The 23,593-nt window shown below is 62.1% G+C and carries 24 protein-coding genes and 1 tRNA gene; 9 read left to right on the plus strand and 16 right to left on the minus strand.

The window, feature by feature from the left end:
* Positions 1–61: 61 nt before the first annotated feature.
* The 3 genes from rpoB to rplJ all read right to left on the minus strand — a co-directional run bounded on the left by rpoB (position 62) and on the right by rplJ (position 5,494).
* A complete protein-coding gene (gene rpoB, locus ACPPVP_RS28240) occupies positions 62–4,180 on the minus strand; it encodes a DNA-directed RNA polymerase subunit beta (RefSeq protein WP_025588701.1) in 4,119 nt (1,372 codons plus the stop codon).
* Positions 4,181–4,551: 371 nt separating this feature from the next.
* Entirely contained in the window at positions 4,552–4,923 is a 372-nt protein-coding gene (gene rplL, locus ACPPVP_RS28245; RefSeq protein WP_426526526.1) for a 50S ribosomal protein L7/L12, read from the minus strand.
* Between the two features lie 52 nt (positions 4,924–4,975).
* Positions 4,976–5,494: a 50S ribosomal protein L10 gene (gene rplJ, locus ACPPVP_RS28250; protein WP_426526528.1), complete on the minus strand. Its 519-nt coding sequence runs from the start codon at positions 5,492–5,494 to the stop codon at positions 4,976–4,978.
* A gap of 637 nt (positions 5,495–6,131) precedes the next feature.
* On the opposite strand from rplJ, the gene ACPPVP_RS28255 reads away from it, so the two are divergent.
* The 3 genes from ACPPVP_RS28255 to ACPPVP_RS28265 are packed head-to-tail and all read left to right on the plus strand — an operon-like array spanning position 6,132 to position 7,912.
* Entirely contained in the window at positions 6,132–6,509 is a 378-nt protein-coding gene (locus ACPPVP_RS28255) for a hypothetical protein (RefSeq protein WP_426526530.1), read from the plus strand.
* The gene (locus ACPPVP_RS28260; protein ID WP_426526532.1) at positions 6,502–7,047 is read left to right on the plus strand and encodes a hypothetical protein; all 546 of its coding nucleotides are present in this window, start codon (positions 6,502–6,504) and stop codon (positions 7,045–7,047) included. The genes ACPPVP_RS28255 and ACPPVP_RS28260 overlap by 8 nt, the downstream gene beginning before the upstream one ends.
* Positions 7,019–7,912, plus strand: a complete 894-nt coding sequence (locus ACPPVP_RS28265; RefSeq protein WP_426526534.1) for a sigma-70 family RNA polymerase sigma factor — start codon at positions 7,019–7,021, stop codon at positions 7,910–7,912. The genes ACPPVP_RS28260 and ACPPVP_RS28265 overlap by 29 nt, the downstream gene beginning before the upstream one ends.
* A gap of 4 nt (positions 7,913–7,916) precedes the next feature.
* On the opposite strand, the gene ACPPVP_RS28270 is transcribed toward ACPPVP_RS28265, so the two are convergent.
* The 5 genes from ACPPVP_RS28270 to secE all read right to left on the minus strand — a co-directional run bounded on the left by ACPPVP_RS28270 (position 7,917) and on the right by secE (position 10,988).
* Positions 7,917–8,870, minus strand: a complete 954-nt coding sequence (locus ACPPVP_RS28270; protein ID WP_426526536.1) for a 2-hydroxyacid dehydrogenase — start codon at positions 8,868–8,870, stop codon at positions 7,917–7,919.
* Between the two features lie 118 nt (positions 8,871–8,988).
* Complete coding sequence (gene rplA, locus ACPPVP_RS28275) at positions 8,989–9,681, minus strand: 50S ribosomal protein L1 (protein WP_334385786.1); 693 nt, start codon at positions 9,679–9,681, stop codon at positions 8,989–8,991.
* 6 nt (positions 9,682–9,687) lie between these two features.
* On the minus strand, positions 9,688–10,116 hold the full coding sequence (gene rplK / locus ACPPVP_RS28280; protein ID WP_334385785.1) for a 50S ribosomal protein L11: 429 nt from the start codon (positions 10,114–10,116) through the stop codon (positions 9,688–9,690).
* A 129-nt stretch (positions 10,117–10,245) separates the two neighbouring features.
* The gene (gene nusG, locus ACPPVP_RS28285) at positions 10,246–10,776 is read right to left on the minus strand and encodes a transcription termination/antitermination protein NusG (protein ID WP_247787048.1); all 531 of its coding nucleotides are present in this window, start codon (positions 10,774–10,776) and stop codon (positions 10,246–10,248) included.
* Between the two features lie 20 nt (positions 10,777–10,796).
* Positions 10,797–10,988, minus strand: coding sequence for a preprotein translocase subunit SecE (gene secE, locus ACPPVP_RS28290; RefSeq protein ID WP_283034105.1), 192 nt, complete (start codon positions 10,986–10,988; stop codon positions 10,797–10,799).
* A gap of 378 nt (positions 10,989–11,366) precedes the next feature.
* Between secE and ACPPVP_RS28295 the strand changes: the two genes are divergently transcribed.
* Complete coding sequence (locus ACPPVP_RS28295; protein ID WP_426526538.1) at positions 11,367–11,552, plus strand: hypothetical protein; 186 nt, start codon at positions 11,367–11,369, stop codon at positions 11,550–11,552.
* A 54-nt stretch (positions 11,553–11,606) separates the two neighbouring features.
* On the opposite strand, the gene ACPPVP_RS28300 is transcribed toward ACPPVP_RS28295, so the two are convergent.
* Positions 11,607–11,682: transfer RNA gene (locus ACPPVP_RS28300), tRNA-Trp, on the minus strand.
* Between the two features lie 148 nt (positions 11,683–11,830).
* Here ACPPVP_RS28300 and ACPPVP_RS28305 point away from each other — a divergent pair.
* On the plus strand, positions 11,831–13,054 hold the full coding sequence (locus tag ACPPVP_RS28305; protein ID WP_426526540.1) for a serine hydrolase domain-containing protein: 1,224 nt from the start codon (positions 11,831–11,833) through the stop codon (positions 13,052–13,054).
* Positions 13,055–13,196: 142 nt separating this feature from the next.
* Here the strand turns inward: ACPPVP_RS28305 and ACPPVP_RS28310 are convergent, their stop codons facing one another.
* Complete coding sequence (locus ACPPVP_RS28310) at positions 13,197–13,964, minus strand: SDR family NAD(P)-dependent oxidoreductase (protein ID WP_426526542.1); 768 nt, start codon at positions 13,962–13,964, stop codon at positions 13,197–13,199.
* Positions 13,965–14,054: 90 nt separating this feature from the next.
* The gene (locus ACPPVP_RS28315) at positions 14,055–14,768 is read right to left on the minus strand and encodes a histidine phosphatase family protein (RefSeq protein WP_426526544.1); all 714 of its coding nucleotides are present in this window, start codon (positions 14,766–14,768) and stop codon (positions 14,055–14,057) included.
* A 135-nt stretch (positions 14,769–14,903) separates the two neighbouring features.
* On the opposite strand from ACPPVP_RS28315, the gene ACPPVP_RS28320 reads away from it, so the two are divergent.
* Positions 14,904–15,689, plus strand: coding sequence for an SDR family NAD(P)-dependent oxidoreductase (locus ACPPVP_RS28320; RefSeq protein WP_426526546.1), 786 nt, complete (start codon positions 14,904–14,906; stop codon positions 15,687–15,689).
* A gap of 70 nt (positions 15,690–15,759) precedes the next feature.
* Here the strand turns inward: ACPPVP_RS28320 and ACPPVP_RS28325 are convergent, their stop codons facing one another.
* On the minus strand, positions 15,760–16,116 hold the full coding sequence (locus ACPPVP_RS28325; RefSeq protein ID WP_426526548.1) for an NIPSNAP family protein: 357 nt from the start codon (positions 16,114–16,116) through the stop codon (positions 15,760–15,762).
* Between the two features lie 260 nt (positions 16,117–16,376).
* On the opposite strand from ACPPVP_RS28325, the gene ACPPVP_RS28330 reads away from it, so the two are divergent.
* A complete protein-coding gene (locus tag ACPPVP_RS28330) occupies positions 16,377–17,267 on the plus strand; it encodes a hypothetical protein (RefSeq protein WP_426526550.1) in 891 nt (296 codons plus the stop codon).
* A 56-nt stretch (positions 17,268–17,323) separates the two neighbouring features.
* Here ACPPVP_RS28330 and ACPPVP_RS28335 read toward each other — a convergent pair whose 3' ends face one another.
* From ACPPVP_RS28335 to ACPPVP_RS28345, 3 genes are read right to left on the minus strand one after another with little or no spacing between them, the layout of a single operon-like run.
* Positions 17,324–18,235 (minus strand): DMT family transporter, encoded by a 912-nt coding sequence (locus ACPPVP_RS28335; RefSeq protein WP_426526552.1) that lies wholly within the window; start codon positions 18,233–18,235, stop codon positions 17,324–17,326.
* Between the two features lie 7 nt (positions 18,236–18,242).
* A complete protein-coding gene (locus tag ACPPVP_RS28340) occupies positions 18,243–19,301 on the minus strand; it encodes a phosphotransferase family protein (RefSeq protein WP_426526554.1) in 1,059 nt (352 codons plus the stop codon).
* A gap of 58 nt (positions 19,302–19,359) precedes the next feature.
* Entirely contained in the window at positions 19,360–20,592 is a 1,233-nt protein-coding gene (locus ACPPVP_RS28345) for an acyl-CoA dehydrogenase family protein (protein ID WP_426526556.1), read from the minus strand.
* Between the two features lie 205 nt (positions 20,593–20,797).
* Here ACPPVP_RS28345 and ACPPVP_RS28350 point away from each other — a divergent pair, with 205 nt between their 5' ends.
* Positions 20,798–21,490: a TetR/AcrR family transcriptional regulator gene (locus ACPPVP_RS28350; protein WP_426526558.1), complete on the plus strand. Its 693-nt coding sequence runs from the start codon at positions 20,798–20,800 to the stop codon at positions 21,488–21,490.
* A gap of 242 nt (positions 21,491–21,732) precedes the next feature.
* Here ACPPVP_RS28350 and ACPPVP_RS28355 read toward each other — a convergent pair whose 3' ends face one another.
* Positions 21,733–22,125 (minus strand): RidA family protein, encoded by a 393-nt coding sequence (locus ACPPVP_RS28355; RefSeq protein ID WP_426538110.1) that lies wholly within the window; start codon positions 22,123–22,125, stop codon positions 21,733–21,735.
* Positions 22,126–22,395: 270 nt separating this feature from the next.
* On the opposite strand from ACPPVP_RS28355, the gene ACPPVP_RS28360 reads away from it, so the two are divergent.
* Complete coding sequence (locus tag ACPPVP_RS28360) at positions 22,396–23,559, plus strand: mandelate racemase/muconate lactonizing enzyme family protein (protein ID WP_426526560.1); 1,164 nt, start codon at positions 22,396–22,398, stop codon at positions 23,557–23,559.
* The last annotated feature ends 34 nt before the right edge of the window (positions 23,560–23,593 follow it).

A 23,593-nucleotide genomic window follows, 5' to 3' on the forward strand; every position in this document is an offset into this window, starting at 1 on the left:
GCCCGGCCCATCTGCGTGAAGGTTTGCTTCGCGCTTCCGGCCGGACATGGAATCTCAAGCGTTACTCAGCCGCCTCGGACGTCGGCGCCGGTCCCACCTTGGAATTGTGCAGGTCGACGTTGAGGCCGAGCGAGCGCATTTCCTTGACCAGCACGTTGAACGATTCCGGGATACCCGCCTCGAACGTGTCGTCGCCACGCACGATCGCCTCGTACACCTTGGTACGGCCGGCGACGTCGTCCGACTTCACGGTCAGCATTTCCTGCAGCGTGTAGGCCGCGCCGTAAGCTTCCAGCGCCCACACCTCCATTTCGCCGAAACGCTGTCCGCCGAACTGCGCCTTGCCGCCCAGCGGCTGCTGGGTGACGAGCGAGTACGGTCCGATCGAACGCGCGTGGATCTTGTCGTCGACCAGATGGTGCAGCTTGAGCATGTAGATGTAGCCCACCGTCACCTTGCGATCGAAGGCATCGCCGGTGCGGCCGTCATAGACGGTCGACTGGCCGGAGGCGTCGAAGCCCGCGAGCTTCAGCATCTCCTCGATGTCGGCTTCCTTGGCGCCGTCGAACACCGGCGTCGCAATCGGCACGCCGTGGCTCAGATTCTTGCCAAGCTCCATCAGCTCGTTGTCGTTCAGCGTCTTGATGGTTTCATCGTCGCCATAGATCTTCTTCAAGGTCTCGCGCAGCGGCTTGAGATCCTGCTTCTGATAATAGGCGTCGATGGTCTGGCCGATGCGCTTGCCGAGGCCTGCGCAGGCCCAGCCGAGATGCGTCTCCAGAATCTGGCCGACGTTCATGCGCGAGGGCACGCCGAGCGGATTGAGCACGATGTCCGCATGCGTACCGTCCTCGAGGAACGGCATGTCCTCGATCGGAACGATCTTGGACACCACACCCTTGTTGCCGTGACGACCGGCCATCTTGTCGCCGGGCTGGATCTTGCGCTTCACCGCGACGAAGACCTTGACCATCTTCATCACGCCGGGCGGCAATTCGTCACCACGCTGCAGCTTTTCGACCTTGTCGAGGAAGCGCTGTTCAAGGCCCTTCTTCGATTCGTCGTACTGCTTCCGCATCGCCTCGATTTCGCTCATCAGCTTGTCGTTCGGCGAGGCAAACATCCACCACTGCGACTTCGGATACTCCTCGAGCACGGCGCGCGTGATCTTGGTGTCCTTCTTGAAGCCCTTGGGACCGGCGATGCCCTGGCGGTTTTCCAGAAGCTCCGCGAGGCGGCCGTAGACGTTGCGGTCGAGAATCGCCTGTTCGTCGTCGCGGTCCTTGGCCAGACGCTCGATCTCTTCCCGCTCGATCGCCAGCGCACGCTCGTCCTTGTCGACGCCGTGACGGTTGAACACGCGCACTTCCACGATCGTGCCCTGCACGCCGGGCGGCACGCGGAGCGAGGTATCGCGGACGTCGGAAGCCTTTTCGCCGAAGATGGCGCGCAGCAGCTTTTCTTCCGGCGTCATCGGGCTTTCGCCCTTTGGCGTGATCTTGCCGACCAGGATGTCGCCGGCGCGGACTTCGGCGCCGATATAGACGATGCCGGCTTCGTCGAGGTTCTTCAGCGCTTCTTCCGAAACGTTCGGAATGTCGCGGGTGATTTCCTCAGGTCCGAGCTTGGTGTCGCGGGCCATCACCTCGAACTCCTCGATGTGGATCGAGGTGAAGACGTCGTCCTTCACGATCCGCTCGGAGAGCAGGATCGAGTCTTCGAAGTTGTAGCCGTTCCACGGCATGAACGCGACCAGCACGTTGCGGCCGAGCGCGAGTTCTCCGAGATCGGTCGAAGGACCGTCGGCGATGATGTCGCCCTTCTTGACGATGTCGCCGACCTTCACCAGCGGACGCTGGTTGATGCAGGTCGACTGGTTGGAACGCTGGTACTTCATCAGCCGGTAGATATCGACACCCGACTTGGTGGGATCGAGATCTTCGGTGGCGCGGATCACGACGCGGGTGGCGTCGATCTGGTCGATCACGCCCGAACGTCGTGCGGCGATCGCAGCACCGGAGTCACGGGCGACCACGCCTTCCATGCCGGTGCCGACGAACGGCGCCTCGGCGCGAACCAGCGGCACCGCCTGGCGCTGCATGTTCGAGCCCATCAGCGCGCGGTTGGCGTCGTCGTTCTCGAGGAACGGGATCAGCGCCGCAGCGACCGAAACGAGCTGCTTCGGCGACACGTCCATGTAGTCGACCTTGTCGGGCGTGATCGGCAGCACCTCGCCGGCGTGACGGCAGATGATCAGGTCTTCGGTGAAGCGGCCCTTGGCATCGAGCGGCACGTTGGCCTGCGCCACGCGATAACGGCCCTCTTCCATCGCCGAGAGGTACACGACCTCCTCGGTGACGCGGCCGTCCTTGACCTTGCGATACGGCGTTTCAACGAAGCCGTACTTGTTGACGCGCGCAAACGTCGCCAGCGAGTTGATCAGGCCGATGTTCGGGCCTTCCGGCGTTTCGATCGGGCAGATGCGGCCGTAATGGGTCGGATGCACGTCGCGCACCTCGAAGCCGGCGCGCTCGCGGGTCAGACCGCCCGGTCCAAGCGCCGAGAGACGGCGCTTGTGGGTGATCTCCGACAGCGGGTTGGTCTGGTCCATGAACTGCGACAGCTGCGAGGAGCCGAAGAACTCGCGCACCGCGGCAGCCGCCGGCTTGGCGTTGATCAGGTCCTGCGGCATCACGGTGTCGATGTCGACGCTCGACATGCGCTCCTTGATCGCGCGCTCCATGCGGAGAAGACCGATGCGGTACTGGTTCTCCATCAGCTCGCCGACCGAACGCACCCGGCGGTTGCCGAGATGGTCGATGTCGTCGATCTCGCCCTTGCCGTCGCGCAGGTCGACCAGCGTCTTGATGACGGCCAGGATGTCTTCCTTGCGCAGCGTGCGATGGGTGTCGGGCGCGTCAAGCTCGAGACGCATGTTCATCTTGACGCGGCCGACCGCGGAGAGGTCATAGCGCTCAGAGTCGAAGAACAGCGACTGGAACATGGTCTGGGCCGAGTCGATGGTCGGCGGCTCGCCCGGACGCATCACGCGATAGATGTCGAACAGCGCGTCTTCACGCGTCATGTTCTTGTCGGCATGCAGCGTGTTGCGGATGTAGGCGCCGACATTGACGTGGTCGATGTCGAGCAGCGGCAACTCCTTGTAGCCCTGCTCGTTGAGCGCCTTCAGCGACTTCTCGGTCAACTCCTCGCCGGCTTCGGCGTAGATTTCACCGGTCTTCGGATTGACGAGATCCTCGGCGAGATAGTTCCCGACCAGCTCTTCGTCCGACAAACGCAGGGCTTTCAGGCCCTTTTCCTGCAACTGGCGCGCCGCACGCACCGTCAGCTTCTTGCCGGCCTCGAGCACGACCTTGCCGGTATCGGCGTCGATCAGGTCGTTGATGGTGGAGTAGCCGCGGAAACGGGCGGCATCGAACGGCACGCGCCAGCCTTCCTTGGCGCGCTTGAAATTGATCTTCTTGTAGAAAGTGGACAGGATCGTCTCGCCGTCCAGACCGAGCGCGTACATCAGCGAGGTCACCGGGATCTTGCGGCGGCGGTCGATGCGCGCGAACACGATGTCCTTGGCGTCGAACTCGATGTCGAGCCAGGAACCGCGATACGGAATTACGCGCGCGGCAAACAACAGCTTGCCGGACGAATGGGTCTTGCCCTTGTCGTGGTCGAAGAACACGCCGGGCGAACGGTGCATCTGAGAAACAATGACGCGCTCGGTGCCGTTGACGACGAAGGTGCCGTTCATGGTCATGAGCGGAATGTCGCCCATGTAGACGTCCTGCTCTTTGATGTCCTTCACCGACTTGGCGCCGGTTTCCTCATCGATATCGAACACGATCAGGCGCAGCGTCACCTTCAGCGGCGCAGCATAGGTCATGCCGCGCTGGCGGCACTCGTCGACGTCATACTTCGGCGGCTCGAATTCGTAGCGGACGAATTCCAGCATCGAGGTGCCCGAAAAATCCGAAATCGGGAACACCGAGCGGAAAACCGCCTGCAGTCCCTCGTCCAGCCGACCGCCCTGGGGCTCCTCGACCATCAGGAACTGGTCGTAGGACGCCTTCTGAACCTCGATGAGGTTCGGCATCTCGGCAACTTCCTTGATGTGTCCGAAGAACTTGCGAACGCGTTTGCGACCGGTGAATGTCTGCTGCGCCATCGTGGCCTCTCATTTTCGTCGCCCTTGTGGGCGAACCTTCCGAAGCGCGACTGCCATCGCCCCCGGGTTGAATTTCGAATCGCTCAAAAGGAACAAAGCCCAATTTCAGGAATTAAGTCCTGAATCCGCACCTTAGACCTTCAAAACGCAAAACGACGCGCGGGGCGCATGACTGCACCCGCCCGTCTCAACTTGCCGCTTCACGGACTGAAAAAGCCCGAAATCTGACTGTCTCCCAACGGCTTACGCCGGGAACCCTGCCGTTCCCATTCGCCTACCGCGTTTTCCTGCTGCCGCCCCGATATGGGGCGAAATAGTGGAGATTCGAGGGGCTAACCCCGCGAATCCCCACACTTTTCTGTGTAGTACGCTTACTTCAATTCGACCTTGGCGCCAGCCTTTTCGAGCTGAGCCTTGAGCTTGTCGGCCTCTTCCTTATTCACGCCTTCCTTGACCGGCTTGGGCGCGCCTTCGACGAGGTCCTTGGCTTCCTTGAGGCCCAGGCCGGTGATGGCGCGGACTTCCTTGATGACTTCGATCTTCTTGTCGCCGGCGGCAGCGAGAACGACCGTGAACTCGGTCTTTTCTTCAGCCGGAGCAGCAGCGGCGGCAGCGGGACCGGCGACCGCCACAGCGGCAGCAGCGGACACGCCCCACTTTTCTTCGAGGAGCTTTGCGAGCTCGGCAGCTTCGAGCACGGTCAGGCCCGAGAGGTCGTCGACGATTTTCTGTAGGTCAGCCATTGATCTATTTCCTTAAAACGTTTGGTTCGAACCAGGTTTGATTTGCGAAGGGTCAGGCCGCTTCGCTCTTTGAGGCATAGGCCTGGACGACGCGCGCGAGCTTGGCCGCGGGCGCAGTGGAGAGCTGAGCAATCTTGGTCGCCGGCGCCACCAGGAGGCCGACAATCTTGCCGCGCAGTTCGTCCAGCGACGGCAATGAGGCAAGCGCCTTCACACCGTTCACATCCAGGACGGTTTTACCCATCGAGCCGCCGAGAATGACGAACTGTTCGTTCGCCTTGGCGAATTCGATGGCAACCTTCGGCGCCGCTACCGGATCGTTTGAAGTCGCGATCACGGTCGGACCCTTCAGCAGGGAACCGATGGCAACGACATCCGTGCCTTCAAGAGCAATTTTGGCGAGACGGTTCTTCGAGACCTTCACCGACGCGCCCGCCTGCTTCATCTGCATGCGCAGCTTCTGCATCTGGGCCACGGTGAGGCCGGAATAGTGGGCGACGACTGCAACGCTGGTGGTCTTGAAGACCTCGTTCAGCGCGTCAACCGCGTCCTTTTTTGCCGCTCTTTCCACAGCAAGTTCTCTCCGGTTGGCGGCCTTCGCTTAGGAGCGAGACCGCCGGGTTGCACCCATCGTCTCACCCAAAACCTGACCTCTAGACACCAGTCTCAAGGACACGCCGGGCAAGACGACATTGATAAGCCTGCCCTCCCGAACCAGATGGCGCGGGGTGTCGAGGTTCGAACCAAATCAGCCATGGCGCCGCGCGAAAGCGGCGTTGAAGCGAAATCCGGTCTTCACCCGTCTATGCAGGCTGTAAGATTAAGCCGTTGAAGAAATTTAAATTTCTTCGCAGGCGCCTGCAGTCTTGGACAGGATCGAGGCCATCCGGCAAGCCGAAAGACCCCTGCCGCAATCCACCGAAGCGATGAGCTTTCCTTCCTTTCGAGCAATCCATGCGGATGTCCTGAAAGGAATGATCTCCTACCGTATCGGGTTTTCGGAATGCGAGCACAGACGTGCCAGCAACCGCCAGCACGCCCGGAAGCCACTGTTTACCGAGTCTTGCCCGGCTTGCCAAGGGCAAAATTCAGACCAGATCGCGGACCGCGCCGGCGGCGAATTTGGGCCCGAAATGGCCCGGAAATTTCTTTGGCCAGTTCCGTCACACCCCGGGTCGCCTCGTTCGTCTTAGCCGCAGGAGGTTCTCATGCGGCGTCTGATAGCAGCAATTCTCGCGATACCCACCCTCTTTAACGGGCTGGCGATGCTCGCTGCCGGTCCGCTCTGGTACGAAACCGTGCCCGGGGTGCCGGACACCGGCCCGTTCAACCCCCATTTCGTCCAGGACATCGGCGTAGCGTTCCTCGTGGCCGGCCTCGCGCTCGCCGCGCGGGCATGGCGCCCTCGATACTGGCCGGCGGCCGTTGCGGGTGCCACCTTCCTGGCCGCACACGCTCTGCTCCATCTCGTGATGATTGCAAGCGGCCACAGCCATCACGCCGCGTTCGACCTCCTCGCGATCGTGCTGCCGTCGGCAGCCGCGCTCTATTCCGCCTTCCCCAGCCAAGGAGAATATCATGCGTAGTTGGATCGCGCGCCGCACGCTGCGCGCATTTGCCAGGCGTTACGGGTACGACGTCAGCTATCTCGAAGTGATGCTGAACTGTTCCCCTTCCGCCTTCTTCAAGTTCGCGCCCCTTATGAAGGCGGCCGCCCATCGCGAGGCGGTGCCGATCAACGCGAGTTTCACAGCCAAGATCGTCGGCGCCCTGGCCGAGGATTGCGGGCCCTGCACTCAACTGGTCGTCGACATGGCGCTGGAAGCGGGCACGGCGAAGGACCAGATCGAAGCCGTTCTTCGTCGCGATCCGCGCGCGATGAGCGACACGACCCGTCTGGCGTTCAGGTTTGCGGACGCCGTGGCGCGCCGTTCCATCGACGACGAGGAATTTCGCGACGCCGTACGTGCCCAATGGGGCGAGAAAGGCGTTATCGATTTGACGCTGGCGTTACAATTGGGCCGGATATTCCCGATGGTGAAGGCGGGGCTCGGCTATGCCAAGGAGTGTCGCCGCGTCACGGTGGATGGACATAATGTCGACGTCGTCAAACAGGCCGCATGACGGCGATCCGCTGGCGCCCCATCGCGGGCGCCTGCTCGGGCTCGCCTATCGTATGCTCGGCAGCCGCAGCGACGCGGAAGACGTGGTGCAGGACGCCTATCTCCGCTTTGCCGGCGCGCAGGACGTGCACAACGCGGAGGCGTTTCTCGTCACCGTCGTGACCCGGCTTTGTCTCGATCGCCTGAAGAGTGCAAGAGCGCAGCGAGAAGTCTATGTCGGGCCGTGGCTCCCGGAGCCGGTGTTCGACGCGGAGGGCCTGTCGGCGGAAGCCGCTACCGAACTCGCTGACGATCTCTCGTTCGCCTTGTTGCTGGCGCTCGACCGGTTGTCGCCACTGGAACGCGCGGCCTTCCTGCTTCACGACGTCTTCGACACGCCGTTTTCCGAGATCGCCGCCATGCTTGACCGCACCGAAGCGGCTTGCCGGCAACTGGCGACGCGGGCCCGCCGCGCCGTGCGCGACGAACGCCCGGCGCCGGCGGCGACGCCGGACAATCACGCCCGTCTACTGCAGGCTTTCGGCGAAGCCGTGACCAGCGGCAACGTTGCGCGTCTGGCCGAACTGCTGCGCGAAGACGCGGTCGCGATCACCGACGGCGGCGGTCGCAAGACCGCAGCGCGCAATCCGATCCAGGGCGCCGACAAGATCGCGCGCTTCTTCATCGGCCTCGCCGCCAAGAACGCCGGCCACGAGATTCGCGTCGAGCCCGCCATGATCAACGGGGCCATCGGCGCCCTGCTCTATCTGGACGGCGAGCTCGATCACACCATGAGCATGGCGATATCAGGCGAGAAAATCGCCGCGATCTATATCGTCCGCAATCCCGACAAGCTCCGCCACCTGGCGGCGGCTGGGATGCGCTGAAGTGTCAGCCGAGCGGCACCGCGTAAGGCAGCGGATTGCCGGCGAAGAACGCCTCGAGATTGGCGATCACGCAGTTCTGCATCGCCACGTGCGATTCCAGCGTATGGCCGCCGATATGCGGGGACAGCACGACGTTCGGCAGCGCGGTCAGGGCATCCGGCGCATGCGGCTCCTTCGCGTACACGTCGAGGCCGGCGCCGGCGACGGTCTGGTCGGTCAGCGCCGCGACCAAGGCCTGCTGGTCGATCACCGAGCCGCGCGAGATGTTGACGACGTAGCCATCCTTGCCGAGCTTGTTCAGGATATCGGCATCGACGGCGTGGTTGGTATCCTCTCCCGCCCGCACCGCGACCATCAGGACGCTGCACCATTCGGCCAGCGCTCCGAGCGTCGGAAAATATTGATAGGGAACGTCGTGCTGGCTGCGGCTGAAATAGCCGACCTCGGTTTCGAACGCGGCGACGCGTGCCGCGATCTTGCGGCCAATCTCGCCCATGCCGTAGACGCCGACCTTGCGGCCGAGCATGCCAGCCTGCGGGCGCATCATCGGTGACGGCTTTGCCGCCGCCCAGCTCCCGCCCCGCACGTAATCGTCCGCAGCGGGCAGTCGCCGCGTGGCCGCCAGCATCAGGGTGACCGCGATATCGGCGACCGACGCCGCGTTCGCTCCCGGACTGTGGCCGACCGCAATTTTGCGCTTCGCCGCGGCCACCAGATCGACACCGTCATAACCGGTGCCGTAGCAGACGATGGCGCCCAATTTCGGCATCATGTCCATCGCCTCGCCGCGAAGCGGCGTGCCGCCGGCCGTGATCATCGCGCGAATGTCCGCGAGTTGATCGGCGGAAAACACTTCGTGGGGTGGCTTGCCGGCGGCGTTCAGGAGTTCAAACCGTTCGCCGAAACGCTCCATCTGGGCCTTTGGGAAACGCGAATAGATCAGGACCTTCTCGGGCATTGTTGTTCTTTCTTTTCCTCATCCGGCGCGGCGACGATTACGCAAAACCGACAGCAAACGCAAAGGGCGGAATCGGTCACCCGATTCCGCCCTTTTTATTCACGTAAGCCGCCGGGAATTAGCCGAGCAGCGTGCCCGGCTCGACCTTGACGCCCGGGCCCATGGTGGAGGAGACCGCCACGCGCTGGATGTAGGTGCCTTTGGCGCCAGCCGGCTTGGCCTTCGACACCGCATCCGCAAGCGCCTTCACGTTCTGCACGAGCTTTTCCTCGGAGAACGAGGCCTTGCCGACGCCGGCCTGCACGATGCCGGCCTTTTCGACGCGGAATTCGACCGAGCCGCCCTTGGCGCCCTTTACGGCGGTGGCGACGTCCATCGTCACGGTGCCGATCTTCGGGTTCGGCATCATGCCGCGCGGGCCGAGCACCTTACCGAGGCGGCCGACCAGCGGCATCATGTCCGGGGTGGCGATACAACGATCGAAATCGATGTTGCCGCCCTGCACCTTCTCGACCAGGTCTTCGGCGCCGACGACGTCAGCGCCTGCGGCCTTGGCTTCTTCCGCTTTTGCACCACGGGCGAACACGCCGACGCGCAGCGTGCGGCCGGTGCCGTTCGGCAGGTTGACGACGCCGCGAACCATCTGGTCGGCGTGACGCGGGTCGACGCCGAGATTGATCGCGATCTCGATCGTCTCGTCGAACTTCGACTTGGCGCGTTCCTTGACCATCTTGATGGCATCCGCGAGCGGATAGAGCTTCTCGCGGTCGACACCCTCGCGGGCCTTGCTCAAACGTTTTCCGATTGCCATGACCCGTTACCCCGCAACTTCCAGACCCATCGAACGGGCGGAGCCCTCGACCATCTTCATGGCCGACTCGACGGAATCGCAATTGAGATCCTTCATCTTCTTCTCGGCGATCTCGCGCACCTGTGCGCGTGTCACCTGGCCGGCCTTGTCGCGGCCCGGAGCTTTCGAACCGGACTGGATCTTGGCGGCCTGCTTGAGGAAGTGGGACATCGGCGGCGTCTTCATCTCGAAGGTGAAGGAACGGTCCGCATAGATGGTGATGATCACCGGGATCGGGGTGTTCTTTTCTTCCTTCTGCGTCTGCGCGTTGAACGCCTTGCAGAATTCCATGATGTTGAGACCGCGCTGACCAAGCGCGGGACCGATCGGGGGCGAAGGATTCGCCGCACCGGCCGGCACCTGCAATTTCAGGTATCCGGTCACTTTCTTTGCCATGTATCGCTCCTGTTGTGCCGGCCGGAGCCGGCTGTTTCAGGGTCCGTGGTTCGGTTGAAGAGCGGTTGGCGACCGCCCTCTTCCTCCCACGGCCTCATATTACGCGAAGACCAAGCTTCGCGCTTTCGGTCAGACCTTCTCGACCTGACCGAATTCCAGTTCGACGGGCGTGGCACGGCCGAAGATCGACACCGCGACCTTCACGCGCGAACGCGCCTCGTCAATTTCTTCAACCACGCCGGAGAACGACGCGAACGGACCATCGGCCACGCGGACGTTCTCGCCGATTTCGAACGACACCGACGCCTTCGGACGTTCGACGCCTTCCTGCACCTGATGCAGGATCCGCATTGCCTCTGATTCGGAGATCGGCATCGGCTTGTTCTCGGCGCCGAGAAAACCGGTGACCTTGGGCGTGTTCTTGATCAGGTGAAACGCCTCGTCGGTCAGCTTCATCTTCACCAGCACGTAGCCCGGGAAGAACTTGCGCTCGGCGTCGATCTTGCGGCCGCGGCGCACCTCGGTGACCTTTTCGGTCGGCACCAGCACCTGCTCGAACAGATCCTCGAGCCCGCGCTGCTTCGCCTGTTCCCGGATCGATTCCGAGACCTTCTTCTCGAAGTTCGAATAGGCGTGAACGATGTACCAGCGCTTGTCCATGGTTTGGGTTCCGGTGCTCATCAGTGGACGCCCAGCAGGAAAGTGACAACGTAGCGGATGATCAAATCCGACGTGAAGAAGAAGATCGACGCCAGTGCAACCATCACGAACACCATGATCGTGGTGATCGTCGTCTCGCGGCGCGTCGGCCAGGTGACCTTGGCGGTCTCCGAGCGCACTTCCTGCAGGAATTTGAACGGGCTGAAAGCCATCGTTGGTTACCGCGTCCTTCGTGAGACGATTGTGATTTAAGCGAAATCCGAACAGCCCTCTAGCGCCCAGCCCTCTCTCGAAGGATGAGCGCCAAGCGGGCTCGATTGTTCGGGGGAATTCAAAGCCGCGCCGGATATCCGTAAAACGGGCCGGCAGCAGGTGGCGGGTATCTACTGCCAGCCGGGCAAAAGGTCAAGGTACGGGGTGCCGCGGGGCTCCAAATCGGACCCTTTTTGGGGGCCAAGCGAAATAAGAACCGCCGGCCAGCCATTGGTTAATTCCCAGGTAAAGGCTTTCCTCAAATGCGCACAAGCCCACGATCTGGATTTTAAAAGCTCCCCGCTATGCTGAGCGCTCCAAATATGGGGAACGAGACCATGGCTACGCTAGGCCAAGACCTGGAAAGAACATCGGGCGAGACGGCCTGGACCGTGCTCGACGCGGCGAACGACCTCGGCGACAGCATGACGGTCGATGCATGCCGGCGGGTGATCGACGCCGATCTGCGGGGCGAGACTCCGGCCCGGTCGGACGTCGCCGTCCTCACCGCATTCTTCGCGTAAGACCCAGGCACCATCCCAGGAATTCTATCAAGTCTTTGATTATGCTGATTTAGCTGGCAGGAGTGGCAGGGCTCGAACCTGCGACCCCCGGTTTTGGAGACCGGTGCTCTACCAATTGAGCTACACTCCTGCAGGGAACCGGCGCGTGCGCCGCTTCGCGCCGTTTCAAGCATAGGGCATACCCCGATTGCAAGGGCGAAGCGGCTTGCGCCCTATTCAAAGCACGCCTTCTACGCCAGACTTGGGTCTCATAAACAACAAGAGCCACGGGAGAGACTATGAACGCCCAGACCGCCGCCCGGCCAGCATCCGCCCCCCTGACCCCTTCTCTCCCCGACGCCAAGCCGGAAACGATTGGGCTCTCGAGTACCCGCCTGCAGCGGATGTCGGATGGCTTCAAGCGCGAGGTCGACAAGGGAACCCTCCCGGGCGCAACCGTGATGGTGGCGCGACGCGGTCAGGTCGGCTGGTTCGATGCGATCGGACGGCAGAATCCGGCGGCGAGCGCGCCGATGGCGCACGACAGCATCTTCCGCATCTTCTCGATGACCAAGCCGATCGTTTCGGTCGGCATCATGATGCTGATCGAGGACGGACATTTCGTCCTCAACGATCCCGTCGCCAAATTCATTCCGGAGTTCGCCGAGCAGAAGGTCGGCGTCGAGAACAACGGCAAGCTCGAGCTGGTACCGGTGAAACGGCAGATGACCGTGCAGGACCTGCTGCGGCACACGTCCGGCCTGACCTACGATCACACCGGCAACGGCCCGGTCCAGCAGCTTTATCAGCAGTCGCGTCTGCGCAGCCGCAAGATCACCAACGCCGAACACGCGACCATGATCGCCGGCATGCCGCTGATGTGCCAGCCGGGCGCGGAATGGAACTATAGCCGCTCGACCGACGTGCTCGGCCGCATCATCGAGGTCGTCTCCGGCAAATCGCTCGGCGCCTACCTGACCGAACGCATCCTGGCGCCGCTGCAGATGGCCGAGACCACATTCCATGCATCGGAAGCGAACGCCGGCCGCCTCGCCGAACCATTTCCAACTGATCCCTGGAACGGCGACAAGGTGCAGCTCTTCAATATGCTGGAGAAGCCCGCGATGGAATCCGGCGGCGGCGGGCTGGTCTCGACCACGATGGATTACGCGCGGTTCTGCCAAATGCTGCTCAATGGCGGCGCGCTCGACGGCAACCGGATCATCGGCCGCAAGACGCTGGAACTGATGGCTTCCGACCATCTCTCCGCGAGCGTGAAGGTCGAATCGCCGCTGATGCCGCCCGGTCACGGTTTTGGCCTCGGCTTCGCCGTCCGTACTCACCGCGGCGTCGCACCGTTCCCGGGCTCGCTCGGCCAGTTCTTCTGGAGCGGCATGGCCGGTACGTTCTTCTTCATCGATCCCGCGGAAGAGCTATTCACGGTGTTCATGATGCAGGGCCCCGGCCAGCGCGAATATATCCGCAACATGCTGCGGGATCTGGTTTACGCCGCGGTGGAGTGAACCCCACCCACAATTGTCATCCCCGCGAAGGCGGGGATCCAGTACGCCGGGAATTCTCGTTCATTCACGGCCGCCGCGGCGTACTGGATCATCCGCCTTCGCGGACGATGACACCGGTGGGATGCACGCACCCCGCAATTGATCAGCTAATCGTAGCCCCGCCGTCGATCACGATGGTTTGGCCGGTCATGAAGTCGCCGGCCTTCGAGCCCATCAGCACCGCGGCGCCCGCGATCTCGTCGGGCACGCCGATGCGCAGCAGCGGCGAACGCGCCGTGGAGGCTTTCAGCGTCTCCGGATTGTCCCACAGCGCTTTCGCAAAATCGGTCTTGATCAGGCCGGGCGCGATGCAATTGACGCGAATGTTGTGCTTGCCGTATTCGCAGGCGAGATTGCGCGCGAGCTGCATGTCGGCGGCCTTCGAGATCGCGTAGGCGCCGAGCACGGTCGAACCCTTAAGGCCGCCGATCGAGGACACGATCACGATCGAGCCGTCCTTGCGCTCGATCATCTGCGGCACCACCATGCTGATCAGCCAGTTGTTGGCGACGATGTTGTTGTCGAGAATTTTTCGGAACTGGTCGTCGGAAATGCCGCCGAGCGGACCGTAATAGGGATTGGACGCGGCGTTGCAGACCAGCACGTCGATCTTGCCGAAGGCGCGGTTAGATTCGTTGACGAGGTTCTGAAGGTTTTCCTTGCTGGAAATGTTCGCGGCGATCGCAACCGCCGTCCCCTTCCCGAACTTGTCATTGACCTGCTTGGTGACGGAATCGCAAACATCCTGCTTGCGCGAGGAGATCACGACCTTGGCGCCGTGTTCCGCCATGCGCTCGGCGATGGCGAGGCCGATGCCGCGCGTCGAGCCGGTAATGACAGCAACTTTTCCCGACATATCGAACAAGGTCATGTCTCTCTCCCCAATGTTGATCCGGCGCGATGCCGGTTTTGTTCTTCAGGTTGAACTAAGCAGCGTTTGCGGTCCTCGACAACTCAAGGCTCAGGCGAGTTTGGTCTCCGGCGGCTTCACCTCCGGGCCTGCCGGCTGATGCATCGCGTTATGCGAGGCGTCCGCGATCCAGGGCTGCTGGTTGACCATCGGCAGCCGCCAGCCGGTGTAACTGGCGCTTGAGAGATGATCGAGCCGCGTCACCGAGCAATTGTCGATATCGAAGGCGAGACCTTTCTCCGGCTGACCGCCGAGCGCAAGGCCGACGGCGGCCCTGATCGTGCCGCCATGGGCGACGACGATGACGTCCCTGCCCGCCCGCTCGGCGTTGATGCGCTCGATGGCGCCGCATGTGCGGTTATAGAGGTCCATGAAACTCTCGCCGCCGGGCGCGGGTTCGTTGACTTCAGTGAGCCAGTGGCTGCCGACCGGCCGGCTGGCGATGAACTCCGCACGATTCAGGCCTTGCCACTCACCGAGATGCTGTTCGGCGAATGCGTTCACATGCGGCATCTCTGAAGGCTTGGGAAAGCCCGCGGCCCAGATCGCGCTGGCGGTCTGATGCGTGCGCTTCAGATTGCTTGCATACCAGACCGCATTGCGCGGCAGGATCTTTCCGACCGCCTCGAACACGACGCGGTCGCTGGTGTCGCAGCCCAGATCCTTCTGCCCGTAAATGCAGCCATTATCTTCGCGGACCGGTGCGTGGCGAATCCACCACCATCGCGTCGTCACTACAAGCGGCTTCCCAGAATTGGACATCATCAAAGCCCTTCAATACTGTTCGCTGTCGCTGTACGTCAGAGCACGCATCGTCTCAAGTGACTTTGCCGTTTTAAATCTTGTTTGAATTCCGCAAGGCGGCAGACGCCTGCGCGCATAACGATCAGGGAGAAACTCATGGGCCGCCTCGAAGGCAAATCCGTCGTCATCACAGGTGCCGGTAGCGGTATCGGGCGCGCCGCGTCGGTGCTGTTCTCCAGGGAGGGCGCGAAGCTCATCATCGTCGACCGCGCCGAGGGCGTGAAGGAAACCGCCAAACTCGTCAGCGATGCCGGCGGCACGGTCGAGGCCGTGATGGCGGATGCCGGTTCCGAAGCCGACGTGAAGGCCTTCATCGACAAGGCGGTCGCGAAATATGGCAGGCTCGATGCGATCTGGGCCAATGCCGGCGTCAGCGGCGGGCTGGTGCCGCTGGCGGAGCAGACCGTCGAACACTGGCAGGAAGTCTTGCGCATCAATTTGATCGGGCCGTTCCTCGCCATCAAGCATTCGATGCCGCATATGATCAAGCAGAAGTCCGGCTCGATTGTCTGCACCGCATCTGTGGCGGGCCTCAAGGCCGGCGCCAGCGGTCACCCTTACGGCGCCAGCAAGGCCGGCGTGATCAGCCTGGTGCAGACCACCGCCTACTCGCTGTCCGGCACCGGCGTGCGCATCAACGCGGTGTGCCCCGGCCTGATCGAAACCGGCATGACCAAGCCGGTGTTCGACCGCGCCAAGGAGCGCGGCACCCAGGACAAGATCGGCCAGCTCAATCCCCTGAAGCGCCCCGGCCAGCCGCATGAACTCGCGGCGATGGGATTGTTCCTCGCCAGCGATGACGCCTCCTACGTCAACGGCCAGGCGATCCCGGTCGACGGCGGACTCACCGCGTCGATGCCGTACGCGGGCAAGCCGATTTAGCGAGATTCGCGTGTCCCGGACGCGGTGCAGCGTGTAACGCCGCTCCGCAGAGCCGGGACACGAGAATGATCTATGCTGACGCCGCAAGAAGGCTCCTGCCTTTCGCCGGCGAATAGTCCGTCGGCACAAGCAAACGATCCTCGATCTGGCCCACCATCAAGCCGTGCTCCGCATGCGTCACGCGCTTGATCTCGGACCATTCGGTATCGGCCATGAAGGCCGACCATGCGGCAATCTTCGCCGCCTCGTCGGGCCATTCCAGCAAATAGGCAAACTCGGTCCTGTCGCCAAACTTCGTTTCCCACATCGCGACGATCCGGAAACCGTATCTGGTTTGCATGATGCGCGCGGCGTGATCGCGAAAGCGGGTGTGGAACGCGGCCTTGTTCTTTTCGAATATTTCGTAGATGCGCAGTTGCTGAATCATGACGACGTCCCTTTATCCAGAGATAAGGTTGAAGCATTGCCATTCAAATCCCGCCGGACATGCGGTAGATGATTTGCGAGCTCCCAAGACCGCCGACGCGATTCCTGCTCTCGCCTGTTAAGCCAACGCTACGAAATCCTCCGCAATCTGCGGTAGCGTTTCACATTCATTCAAACTATCCTTTCTACATTGGAGATCGCGTCGCACCTGTTGGCGCATCGCATTGGAAGAATTTGAGAATTGAAAGTGGGGAAACTACAATGAGCCTGGCCGAGGGGCCGCCGGATCTGCCTTATCCGAAGCTGCCGTTCTGGGACACCGTCAGCCTGTCCTACTCAACCTATTTCCGTCATTTCATCGACGCATTGCGCGCATCCTGGCTATGGCTGATCGTGGCAGCCGTGGTCACGGGTTTCGCGAGCTGGCAGCAATGGTCCTGGATGGCCACCATGCTAGCGAACCTGAAACCGGGCCTGCCGCTTAAAATGTCAAGGCCCTCCGAAATGGCGTTGCTTCTGAATCTCGACAACATCCTCTTGCTGTTTGCCGGCGTGAGCATTGCTGTCGCGTGGCACCGGCTCATGATCCTGAACGAACAGCCTGGCTTCAGCGGCGGCAACGTCGCGACAAAAGATCTGTGGCGCTACATCGTCATGGCACTTGCGCTCTTTCTGGTCATGTTTCTGCCAATGGCAGCCGTCATGTTTCCGACGCTCTACCTCCTGCAACCGGTTCCGGGTCCAGCCCCGCCACCTCCGGCACTCTTCCTGTTGCTCCCGCTGCTCTTTGCGCTCTACGCCGTCGGCACCTTCGTCGCGTTTCGCCTGACTCTTCTGCTCCCGGCACAGGCGATCGGAGACACCAGCCTGACCTTCAAGCAGGCATGGAATCGCACCCGCGGAAATGTCTGGCGGCTGTTTTGGGGGGTCGTGGTAACGACGATGCCGGCCTTGCTGATTGCGCAGGTTGTCTTTTTGGTCGGAGTCGGCCCTCCTCGTCCATCGACCGTCGTCAGTGAGGACTTCGTGGCGCAAATGACCGCTATGAGCACAGTCTTCGCCGTCTATTACCTGCTCATCCTTCCGATCGGAATCGGCTTTCTGTCACACGCTTACCGGCATTTCTTTGTTGCACCGCTGGAGCTGCCTTGAAAGGCAAGTTGGGCCGGAACACGCTTCACCGTATCCGGGATGCGGCCTTAACTTCATCATAGCCCGTCAGGCGGCAAGCCGGAGGATTCCGCAGCCAGCGCGCGGTGACGGATGCGCTCGCGGTAGAAGGCGTAGAGACCGGACAGCACGATGATCGAGGCGCCCAGCACCATCATCGCATCGGGCACGTCGCCGAACACGAGATAGCCGAGCAGCATCGCCCACAGCAGCGCGGAATAGCGGAACGGCGCCACCGCCGAGATGTCGCCGGAGCGCAGCGCCATGATGATGCATTGATAGCCGATCAGGAGCAGCACGGCAGCCAGCGCCTGCAGGCCGAGCGCGGCTGTCGATGGCGGCGTCCAGCCTCCGAGCGGAACGAGGATGACGCCGCCCGCGGTCGTCACCGTCACTGTTGTCAGCAAGGTGATGAACAGTGACGGGATCTTCGGCGGGATGCGCCGGGTCGCGAGATCGCGCAGCGCGCAGAAGGCGACCGACACCAGCGCGAACAGCGAGAACTGGCTGAAGCCGGCAAGCCCCGGCCGCACGATGATGAGCACGCCGATGAAGCCCGCCACGATCGCTGACCAGCGCCGCCAGCCGACCGGCTCGCCGAATATCACGGCGGCGCCAAGCGTGATCGCCAGCGGCAGCGCCTGGAAGATCGCCGAGGTGTTGGCGAGCGGCAGATGCGCGAGCGCCGCCATGAACGAGATCGTGCCGCCGATTTCGCCGAATACCCGCAGCGCCACCGGCTTGAGCATCAGCGTGCGCAGCGGACGCAGCGCGCCCTGATGCCAGGCGAACGCCGCGACCAGCAGAATCGCGAACAGCCCGCGCACCAGCATCACCTGGCCAAAATTCATCTCGGACGACACCACCTTGGTGATGGAGTCGTTCGTGGTGAACGCCGCCATGGATACCGCCATGAGCAGGCTGCCGCGAATATTCGGGGAAAGTGCCACCAGTCGGCTAGGTCGCGCCGGCCTTCTGCGCGTATGCCCAGGCATCCTTCGACAGCGGCACGGTGCGGGCCGCCGACTCCAGCGCCCTGGCGTTGGCCGCGGTGCCGTCGCGAACCCGCCCGGCAATACCTTGCGTGATGCCGGCCAGGCGGAACAGGTTGTAGGAAAAATACCAGTTGAGGTCAGGCACGGCGCTGCCGGTGACGTTGCAGTAGATCTGCGCGGCCTCTTCCAGGCTCGGAATGTTCAGCGCCTTGAGGTCGGCATTGGCAAGACCCGGCATGGTCCACTGCATCAAGAGATAGGTGAAGTCGGCCATGGGATCGCCGAGCGTCGACAGTTCCCAATCCAGTACCGCCTGAACCCGAGGTTCCGTGGCATGGAAAATCATGTTGTCGAGACGGTAGTCGCCGTGAACGATCGACGCACGCGCCTGCGCCGGCACGGTTTTCGGCAGCCACTCGGCGAGTTTTTCGAATTCCGGAATGTGCTGCGTCTCGGAGGCGCGGTATTGTTTGGTCCAGCGGTCGACCTGACGGGCGAAATAATTGCCCGGCTTGCCGAAATCGCCGAGCCCGATTTTCTCGGGGTCGAAGACATGGAGTTTTGCCAGCGTCTCGATTTTGCTGGTGAAGATCTTGCGGCGCGCGTCCGGCGTCTGGCTCGGCAGCGTGGGATCCCAGAATACCCGGCCCTCTTCCATCGACATGATGTAGAAGGCGGCGCCGATCACGGCATCGTCAGTGCACAACGCGTAGGCCTTCGCGACCGGAAAGCCCTGCTTGCCGAGCGCCGCGATGACGCGGAACTCGCGATCGACCGCATGCGCCGACGGCAGCAATTTACCGAACGGTTTGCGGCGCATCACGTAGGAGCGAGCGGGCGTCTCGATCTTGTAAGTCGGATTGGACTGACCACCCTTGAATTGCAGGACTTTGAGCGGCCCCTGATAGCCCTCGACATGCTCGCGCATCCAGCCATCGAGGCTCGCCTCGTTGATGCGATGACGCTCCTCGACTTCCTTGGTGCCCGAGAACTCTTCGTCTTTCCTGACGCCGTCCGCCACGATGACGCTCCCTTGAATTTCTTCTTAGACTTTGGGGAGCGCCATCAGAGCGTTCCCGTTAGTGCGACGTGTTTGCATACTTCCGAAGTTCAAGCCTGGCAATGGCGCGATTGTGCACCTCGTCCGGACCGTCAGCCAGCCGCAGCGTACGGATATGGGCATAATCCTTTGCCAGGCCGGCCTCGTCGGAGACACCACCGCCGCCATAGGCCTGGATCGCATTGTCGATGATCTTCAGCGCCATGTTGGGGGCCGTGACCTTGATCATCGCGATCTCGGCCTGCGCGGTCTTGTTGCCGACCTTGTCCATCATGTCGGCGGCCTTGAGGCAGAGCAGACGGTTCATTTCGATATCTGCGCGCGCTTCACCGATGCGCTGTTCCCACACCGAGTGCTCGATGATCTTCTTGCCGAACGCGGTGCGCGACGCCAGCCGCTTCACCATCTTCTCCAGCGCCTCCTCGGCCTTGCCGATGGTGCGCATGCAGTGATGGATGCGGCCCGGACCGAGGCGGCCCTGCGCGATCTCAAAACCGCGGCCTTCGCCGAGCAGGATGTTTTCCTTCGGCACGCGCACGTTTTCCAGCAGAACCTGGGCGTGACCGTGCGGCGCGTCATCGAAGCCGAACACCGGTAGCATCTTCTCCACCTTGATGCCGGGAGTGTCGAGCGGCACCAGGATCTGCGACTGCTGCTGGTGCTTTGCGGCCTTCGGATCGGTCTTGCCCATCAGGATCGCGATCTTACAGCGGGGATCGCCGACGCCCGACGACCACCATTTGCGGCCGTTGATGACGTAGTGGTCGCCATCCTTTTCGATGCGTGTTTCAATGTTAGTGGCGTCCGACGACGCGACCGCCGGCTCGGTCATCAGGAAGGCGGAGCGGATCTCGCCTTCCATCAGCGGCTTCAGCCACTTCCGCTTCTGCTCCTTGCTGCCGTAGCGGATGAACACTTCCATGTTGCCGGTATCGGGAGCGGAGCAGTTGAACACCTCCGAGGCCCAGGAGATGTGACCCATCTCTTCCGACAGCAGCGCATATTCGAGATTGGTCAATCCCGCGCCGCGGAATTCGTCGTCTTCATGCGCGTTCGGCGGCATGAACATGTTCCAGAGGCCTTCGGCCTTCGCCTTCTTCTTCAGCTCCTCGAGGATCGGGATCACCTTCCAGCGCGGGCCCTCCGCGTCCTGCTTGTCGTAAATCGGAACTGCGGGACGAACATGCGTCTTCATGAACGCCTGCACGCGGTTCAGCCATTCCTTCTGTTTCTCTGACATATCGAAGTTCATGGGACGCTCCTCGGCTAGCTTCTGAATTGTTGGGCCGCACTGTCTGCCTGCCGCTTGTGGCTCGCAAGCCATTTTGCGGATGACGGCGACAGTCTGGACCGGCGGAAAATGCGACCCGTTCGCAAACGTGAATTGACATTTCCACCCTTCAAACGATAGTTTCATACAACTGTTTGAATTGCAACTCCCCCAACGGGAGGCTGATATGTCGAGCGATCGGACCCGGTCCGCCATCCTTGCCGCCGCCGAACGGCTTTACGCCGATCGCGGCTTTGGCGACGTGACGCTGCGCGACATCGTCGCGGAAGCGAACGTCAACCTTGCCGCGGTGAATTATCATTTCGGCTCCAAGGACGAATTGATCGCAGAGCTGTTCGTCACGCGCAGCCTCGCCACCAACCGTGAGCGGCTCAATGAATTGAAGGCTGCCGAGGAAAAGGGCGGCGGCCGGGCTCCGATCGACGCCATCCTGCACGCGCTGGTGGGCCCTACCCTGCGTGGCTGCCTCGGCCCCGACCGCGAAGGCTCGACGGCGGCGCGCTTCATGATCCGCGCATCCATTGAATCGGTGCCGCCGATCCGCCGCATCAAAAATCGCGAGGTCGACCATTTGCGGAAATTCGTCGCCGCGATGCGCCGCGCGATGCCCGGCCGCGACGACGCCGATCTCTATTGGGGCCTGCACTTCGCGCTGGCGATGTCGCACCACACCATCCGGGAAAAAGAGCGGCTGACGAAATTGTCGGAAGGACAATGCGACCTCAACGACGTCCAGGCGATCATCGACCGCGTGGTGTCGGTCTCGGTGATGGCGCTGACAGGCGGCGAGACGCTGACAAAGAAGGCGCCCGCCCGATCGGCGGTGCCACATGGCAGACTGACCCGGCAGGATCTCTAAGCTAAGTTCTTGTAGCCCGGATGAGCGAAGCGACATCCGGGGCGGCGCGAGAGTGGTCCCGGATATCGCTTCGCTCATCCGGGCTACGAACTGTTACCCGGGGAGCAGCGTCAAGGCGCTCAAGCCCTTCCGTCATTGCGAGCGCAGCAAAGCAATCCATCCTTCCGTGCGCGAGGTGACAATGGATTGCTTCGCTGCGGTCGCAATGACGGCGAGAGCTGTCGAGGCCATGGGCATGCGACCTACATCACGGCCACGCAATCAATCTCGATATCGAACGGCCCAAACCATTCGGGCACGCAGACGAAGATGCGCGCCGGCGGATCTTCCGGAAAATAGCGCGCGTAGATCGCGTTGACGGCGGCGAAGTGCTCGACCGAAGTGCAGTAGACGTTGCACTTCATCACGTTCTGCAGCGAGGTGCCCGCGGTTTCCAGGCACCGTTTCAATTGATCGAGGACGAGCTCGGATTGACGTTCGATCGGACCGGTGAAGAGCTCGCCGGTATCGGGATCGAATGGCGGCAGGCCCGAAACAAACACCATGCCGCCGCCGCGCGTCACCGGAGAGACCGGCGCGTTCCGCTTCGCAAGCCAGGACGACATCGGTTCGACGCGAATGACTTCCCGTTTCATCATCGTTACCTCTCGAACAGACTGATCGAGGGTGCAAGCTAGCGCAATTCGACGCCAGCATGCTTCGATTAAGATGGAAGTGTCGATGTCGGAACCCCATTGAACCAGACCAATTCCATTGGTATTGCCAAATCAACATAACCAATTTCGGGAATAGCATTGGTATCCTTCCAAATCGAGCCGTACTGATCCATCTGACGGTCGTTGTCGGCCTAGCCGGAATGAACGAGGGCGGCCGGACGCCAGAGAGCCACGCGGAAGGAAAGCACCATGCGCATTGTCGATGTCGTTGAAATCACCAAGCCGATCGCCTCCCCGATCCGCAACGCCTACATCGACTTTTCGAAGATGACGGCGAGCCTCGTCGCGGTCGTGACAGATGTGATGCGCGATGGGCGTCGGGTCGTTGGCTATGGCTTCAATTCGAACGGCCGTTATGGTCAAGGCGGCCTGATCCGGGAACGCTTCCGCAATCGTATCATCGAGGCCGATTCGATCAGCCTTCTCGACGACGAAGGCACCAATCTCGATCCGCACCGGATCTGGGCCGCGATGATGTCCAATGAAAAGCCGGGAGGGCACGGCGAGCGTTCCGTCGCGGTCGGCACGCTCGACATGGCGGTCTGGGACGCGGTCGCCAAGATCGCCGGCAAGCCGCTGTTCCGCCTGCTCGCCGAAAAGAAGCGCCGTGAGGCCAATCCCCGCGTCTTCGTGTATGCGGCAGGCGGCTACTACTACCCCGGCAAGGACAATTCCGCCCTACGCGCGGAAATGCGCAGCTATCTCAACCGCGGCTACAACGTGGTGAAGATGAAGATCGGCGGCGCGCCGATCGACGAAGACCGCGGACGGATCGAGGCCGTGCTGGAGGAGATCGGCTCGCAAGCGCGGCTTGCCGTCGATGCAAATGGGCGCTTCGATCTCGAGACCGGCATCGCCTACGCGAAAATGCTGCGTGAATACCCGCTGTTCTGGTACGAGGAGATCGGCGATCCCCTCGACTACGCCCTTCAGGCCGCCATGTCGGAATTCTATCCGGGCCCGATGGCGACGGGTGAGAATCTCTTCTCACACCAGGATGCGCGCAACCTGCTGCGCTACGGCGGCATGCGGTCCGATCGCGACTGGCTGCAGTTCGATTGCGCCTTGTCGTACGGGCTTGTCGAATATCTGCGCACGCTTGATGTTCTGGCCCAGCATGGCTGGTCGCCGTCCCGCTGTATCCCCCATGGCGGGCACCAGATGTCGCTGAACATTGCGGCTGGCCTCGCCCTCGGCGGCAATGAGAGCTACCCGGCCCTGTTTCAGCCCTATGGCGGCTTCCCCGACTCCGTTCGCGTCGAAGACGGCCACATCGTCATGCCGGATCTGCCAGGCATCGGCTTCGAGGGCAAATCCGACCTGATCAAGGTGATGCGCGAGCTGGCCGAGTAAGCCAGCGTCGCGCGCGCGGTCCTGAACGGGATGG

Source organism: Bradyrhizobium sp. McL0615 (assembly GCF_049993905.1).
Lineage (GTDB): Bacteria > Pseudomonadota > Alphaproteobacteria > Rhizobiales > Xanthobacteraceae > Bradyrhizobium.

Bases quoted from the DNA above. Each gene is read 5' to 3' on its own strand.
- rpoB (WP_025588701.1), bottom strand. From the start codon at position 4,180: ATGGCGCAGCAGACATTCACCGGTCGCAAACGCGTTCGCAAGTTCTTC.
- ACPPVP_RS28315 (WP_426526544.1), bottom strand. From the start codon at position 14,768: ATGATGTCCAATTCTGGGAAGCCGCTTGTAGTGACGACGCGATGGTGG.
- rplL (WP_426526526.1), bottom strand. From the start codon at position 4,923: ATGGCTGACCTACAGAAAATCGTCGACGACCTCTCGGGCCTGACCGTG.
- rplA (WP_334385786.1), bottom strand. From the start codon at position 9,681: ATGGCAATCGGAAAACGTTTGAGCAAGGCCCGCGAGGGTGTCGACCGC.
- ACPPVP_RS28355 (WP_426538110.1), bottom strand. From the start codon at position 22,125: ATGAAACGGGAAGTCATTCGCGTCGAACCGATGTCGTCCTGGCTTGCG.
- ACPPVP_RS28360 (WP_426526560.1), top strand. From the start codon at position 22,396: ATGCGCATTGTCGATGTCGTTGAAATCACCAAGCCGATCGCCTCCCCG.
- ACPPVP_RS28255 (WP_426526530.1), top strand. From the start codon at position 6,132: ATGCGGCGTCTGATAGCAGCAATTCTCGCGATACCCACCCTCTTTAAC.
- ACPPVP_RS28305 (WP_426526540.1), top strand. From the start codon at position 11,831: ATGAACGCCCAGACCGCCGCCCGGCCAGCATCCGCCCCCCTGACCCCT.
- ACPPVP_RS28345 (WP_426526556.1), bottom strand. From the start codon at position 20,592: ATGAACTTCGATATGTCAGAGAAACAGAAGGAATGGCTGAACCGCGTG.
- nusG (WP_247787048.1), bottom strand. From the start codon at position 10,776: ATGGACAAGCGCTGGTACATCGTTCACGCCTATTCGAACTTCGAGAAG.
- secE (WP_283034105.1), bottom strand. From the start codon at position 10,988: ATGGCTTTCAGCCCGTTCAAATTCCTGCAGGAAGTGCGCTCGGAGACC.
- ACPPVP_RS28330 (WP_426526550.1), top strand. From the start codon at position 16,377: ATGAGCCTGGCCGAGGGGCCGCCGGATCTGCCTTATCCGAAGCTGCCG.
- ACPPVP_RS28310 (WP_426526542.1), bottom strand. From the start codon at position 13,964: ATGACCTTGTTCGATATGTCGGGAAAAGTTGCTGTCATTACCGGCTCG.
- ACPPVP_RS28350 (WP_426526558.1), top strand. From the start codon at position 20,798: ATGTCGAGCGATCGGACCCGGTCCGCCATCCTTGCCGCCGCCGAACGG.
- ACPPVP_RS28325 (WP_426526548.1), bottom strand. From the start codon at position 16,116: ATGATTCAGCAACTGCGCATCTACGAAATATTCGAAAAGAACAAGGCC.
- ACPPVP_RS28260 (WP_426526532.1), top strand. From the start codon at position 6,502: ATGCGTAGTTGGATCGCGCGCCGCACGCTGCGCGCATTTGCCAGGCGT.
- ACPPVP_RS28270 (WP_426526536.1), bottom strand. From the start codon at position 8,870: ATGCCCGAGAAGGTCCTGATCTATTCGCGTTTCCCAAAGGCCCAGATG.
- ACPPVP_RS28295 (WP_426526538.1), top strand. From the start codon at position 11,367: ATGGCTACGCTAGGCCAAGACCTGGAAAGAACATCGGGCGAGACGGCC.
- ACPPVP_RS28265 (WP_426526534.1), top strand. From the start codon at position 7,019: ATGTCGACGTCGTCAAACAGGCCGCATGACGGCGATCCGCTGGCGCCC.
- ACPPVP_RS28320 (WP_426526546.1), top strand. From the start codon at position 14,904: ATGGGCCGCCTCGAAGGCAAATCCGTCGTCATCACAGGTGCCGGTAGC.
- rplK (WP_334385785.1), bottom strand. From the start codon at position 10,116: ATGGCAAAGAAAGTGACCGGATACCTGAAATTGCAGGTGCCGGCCGGT.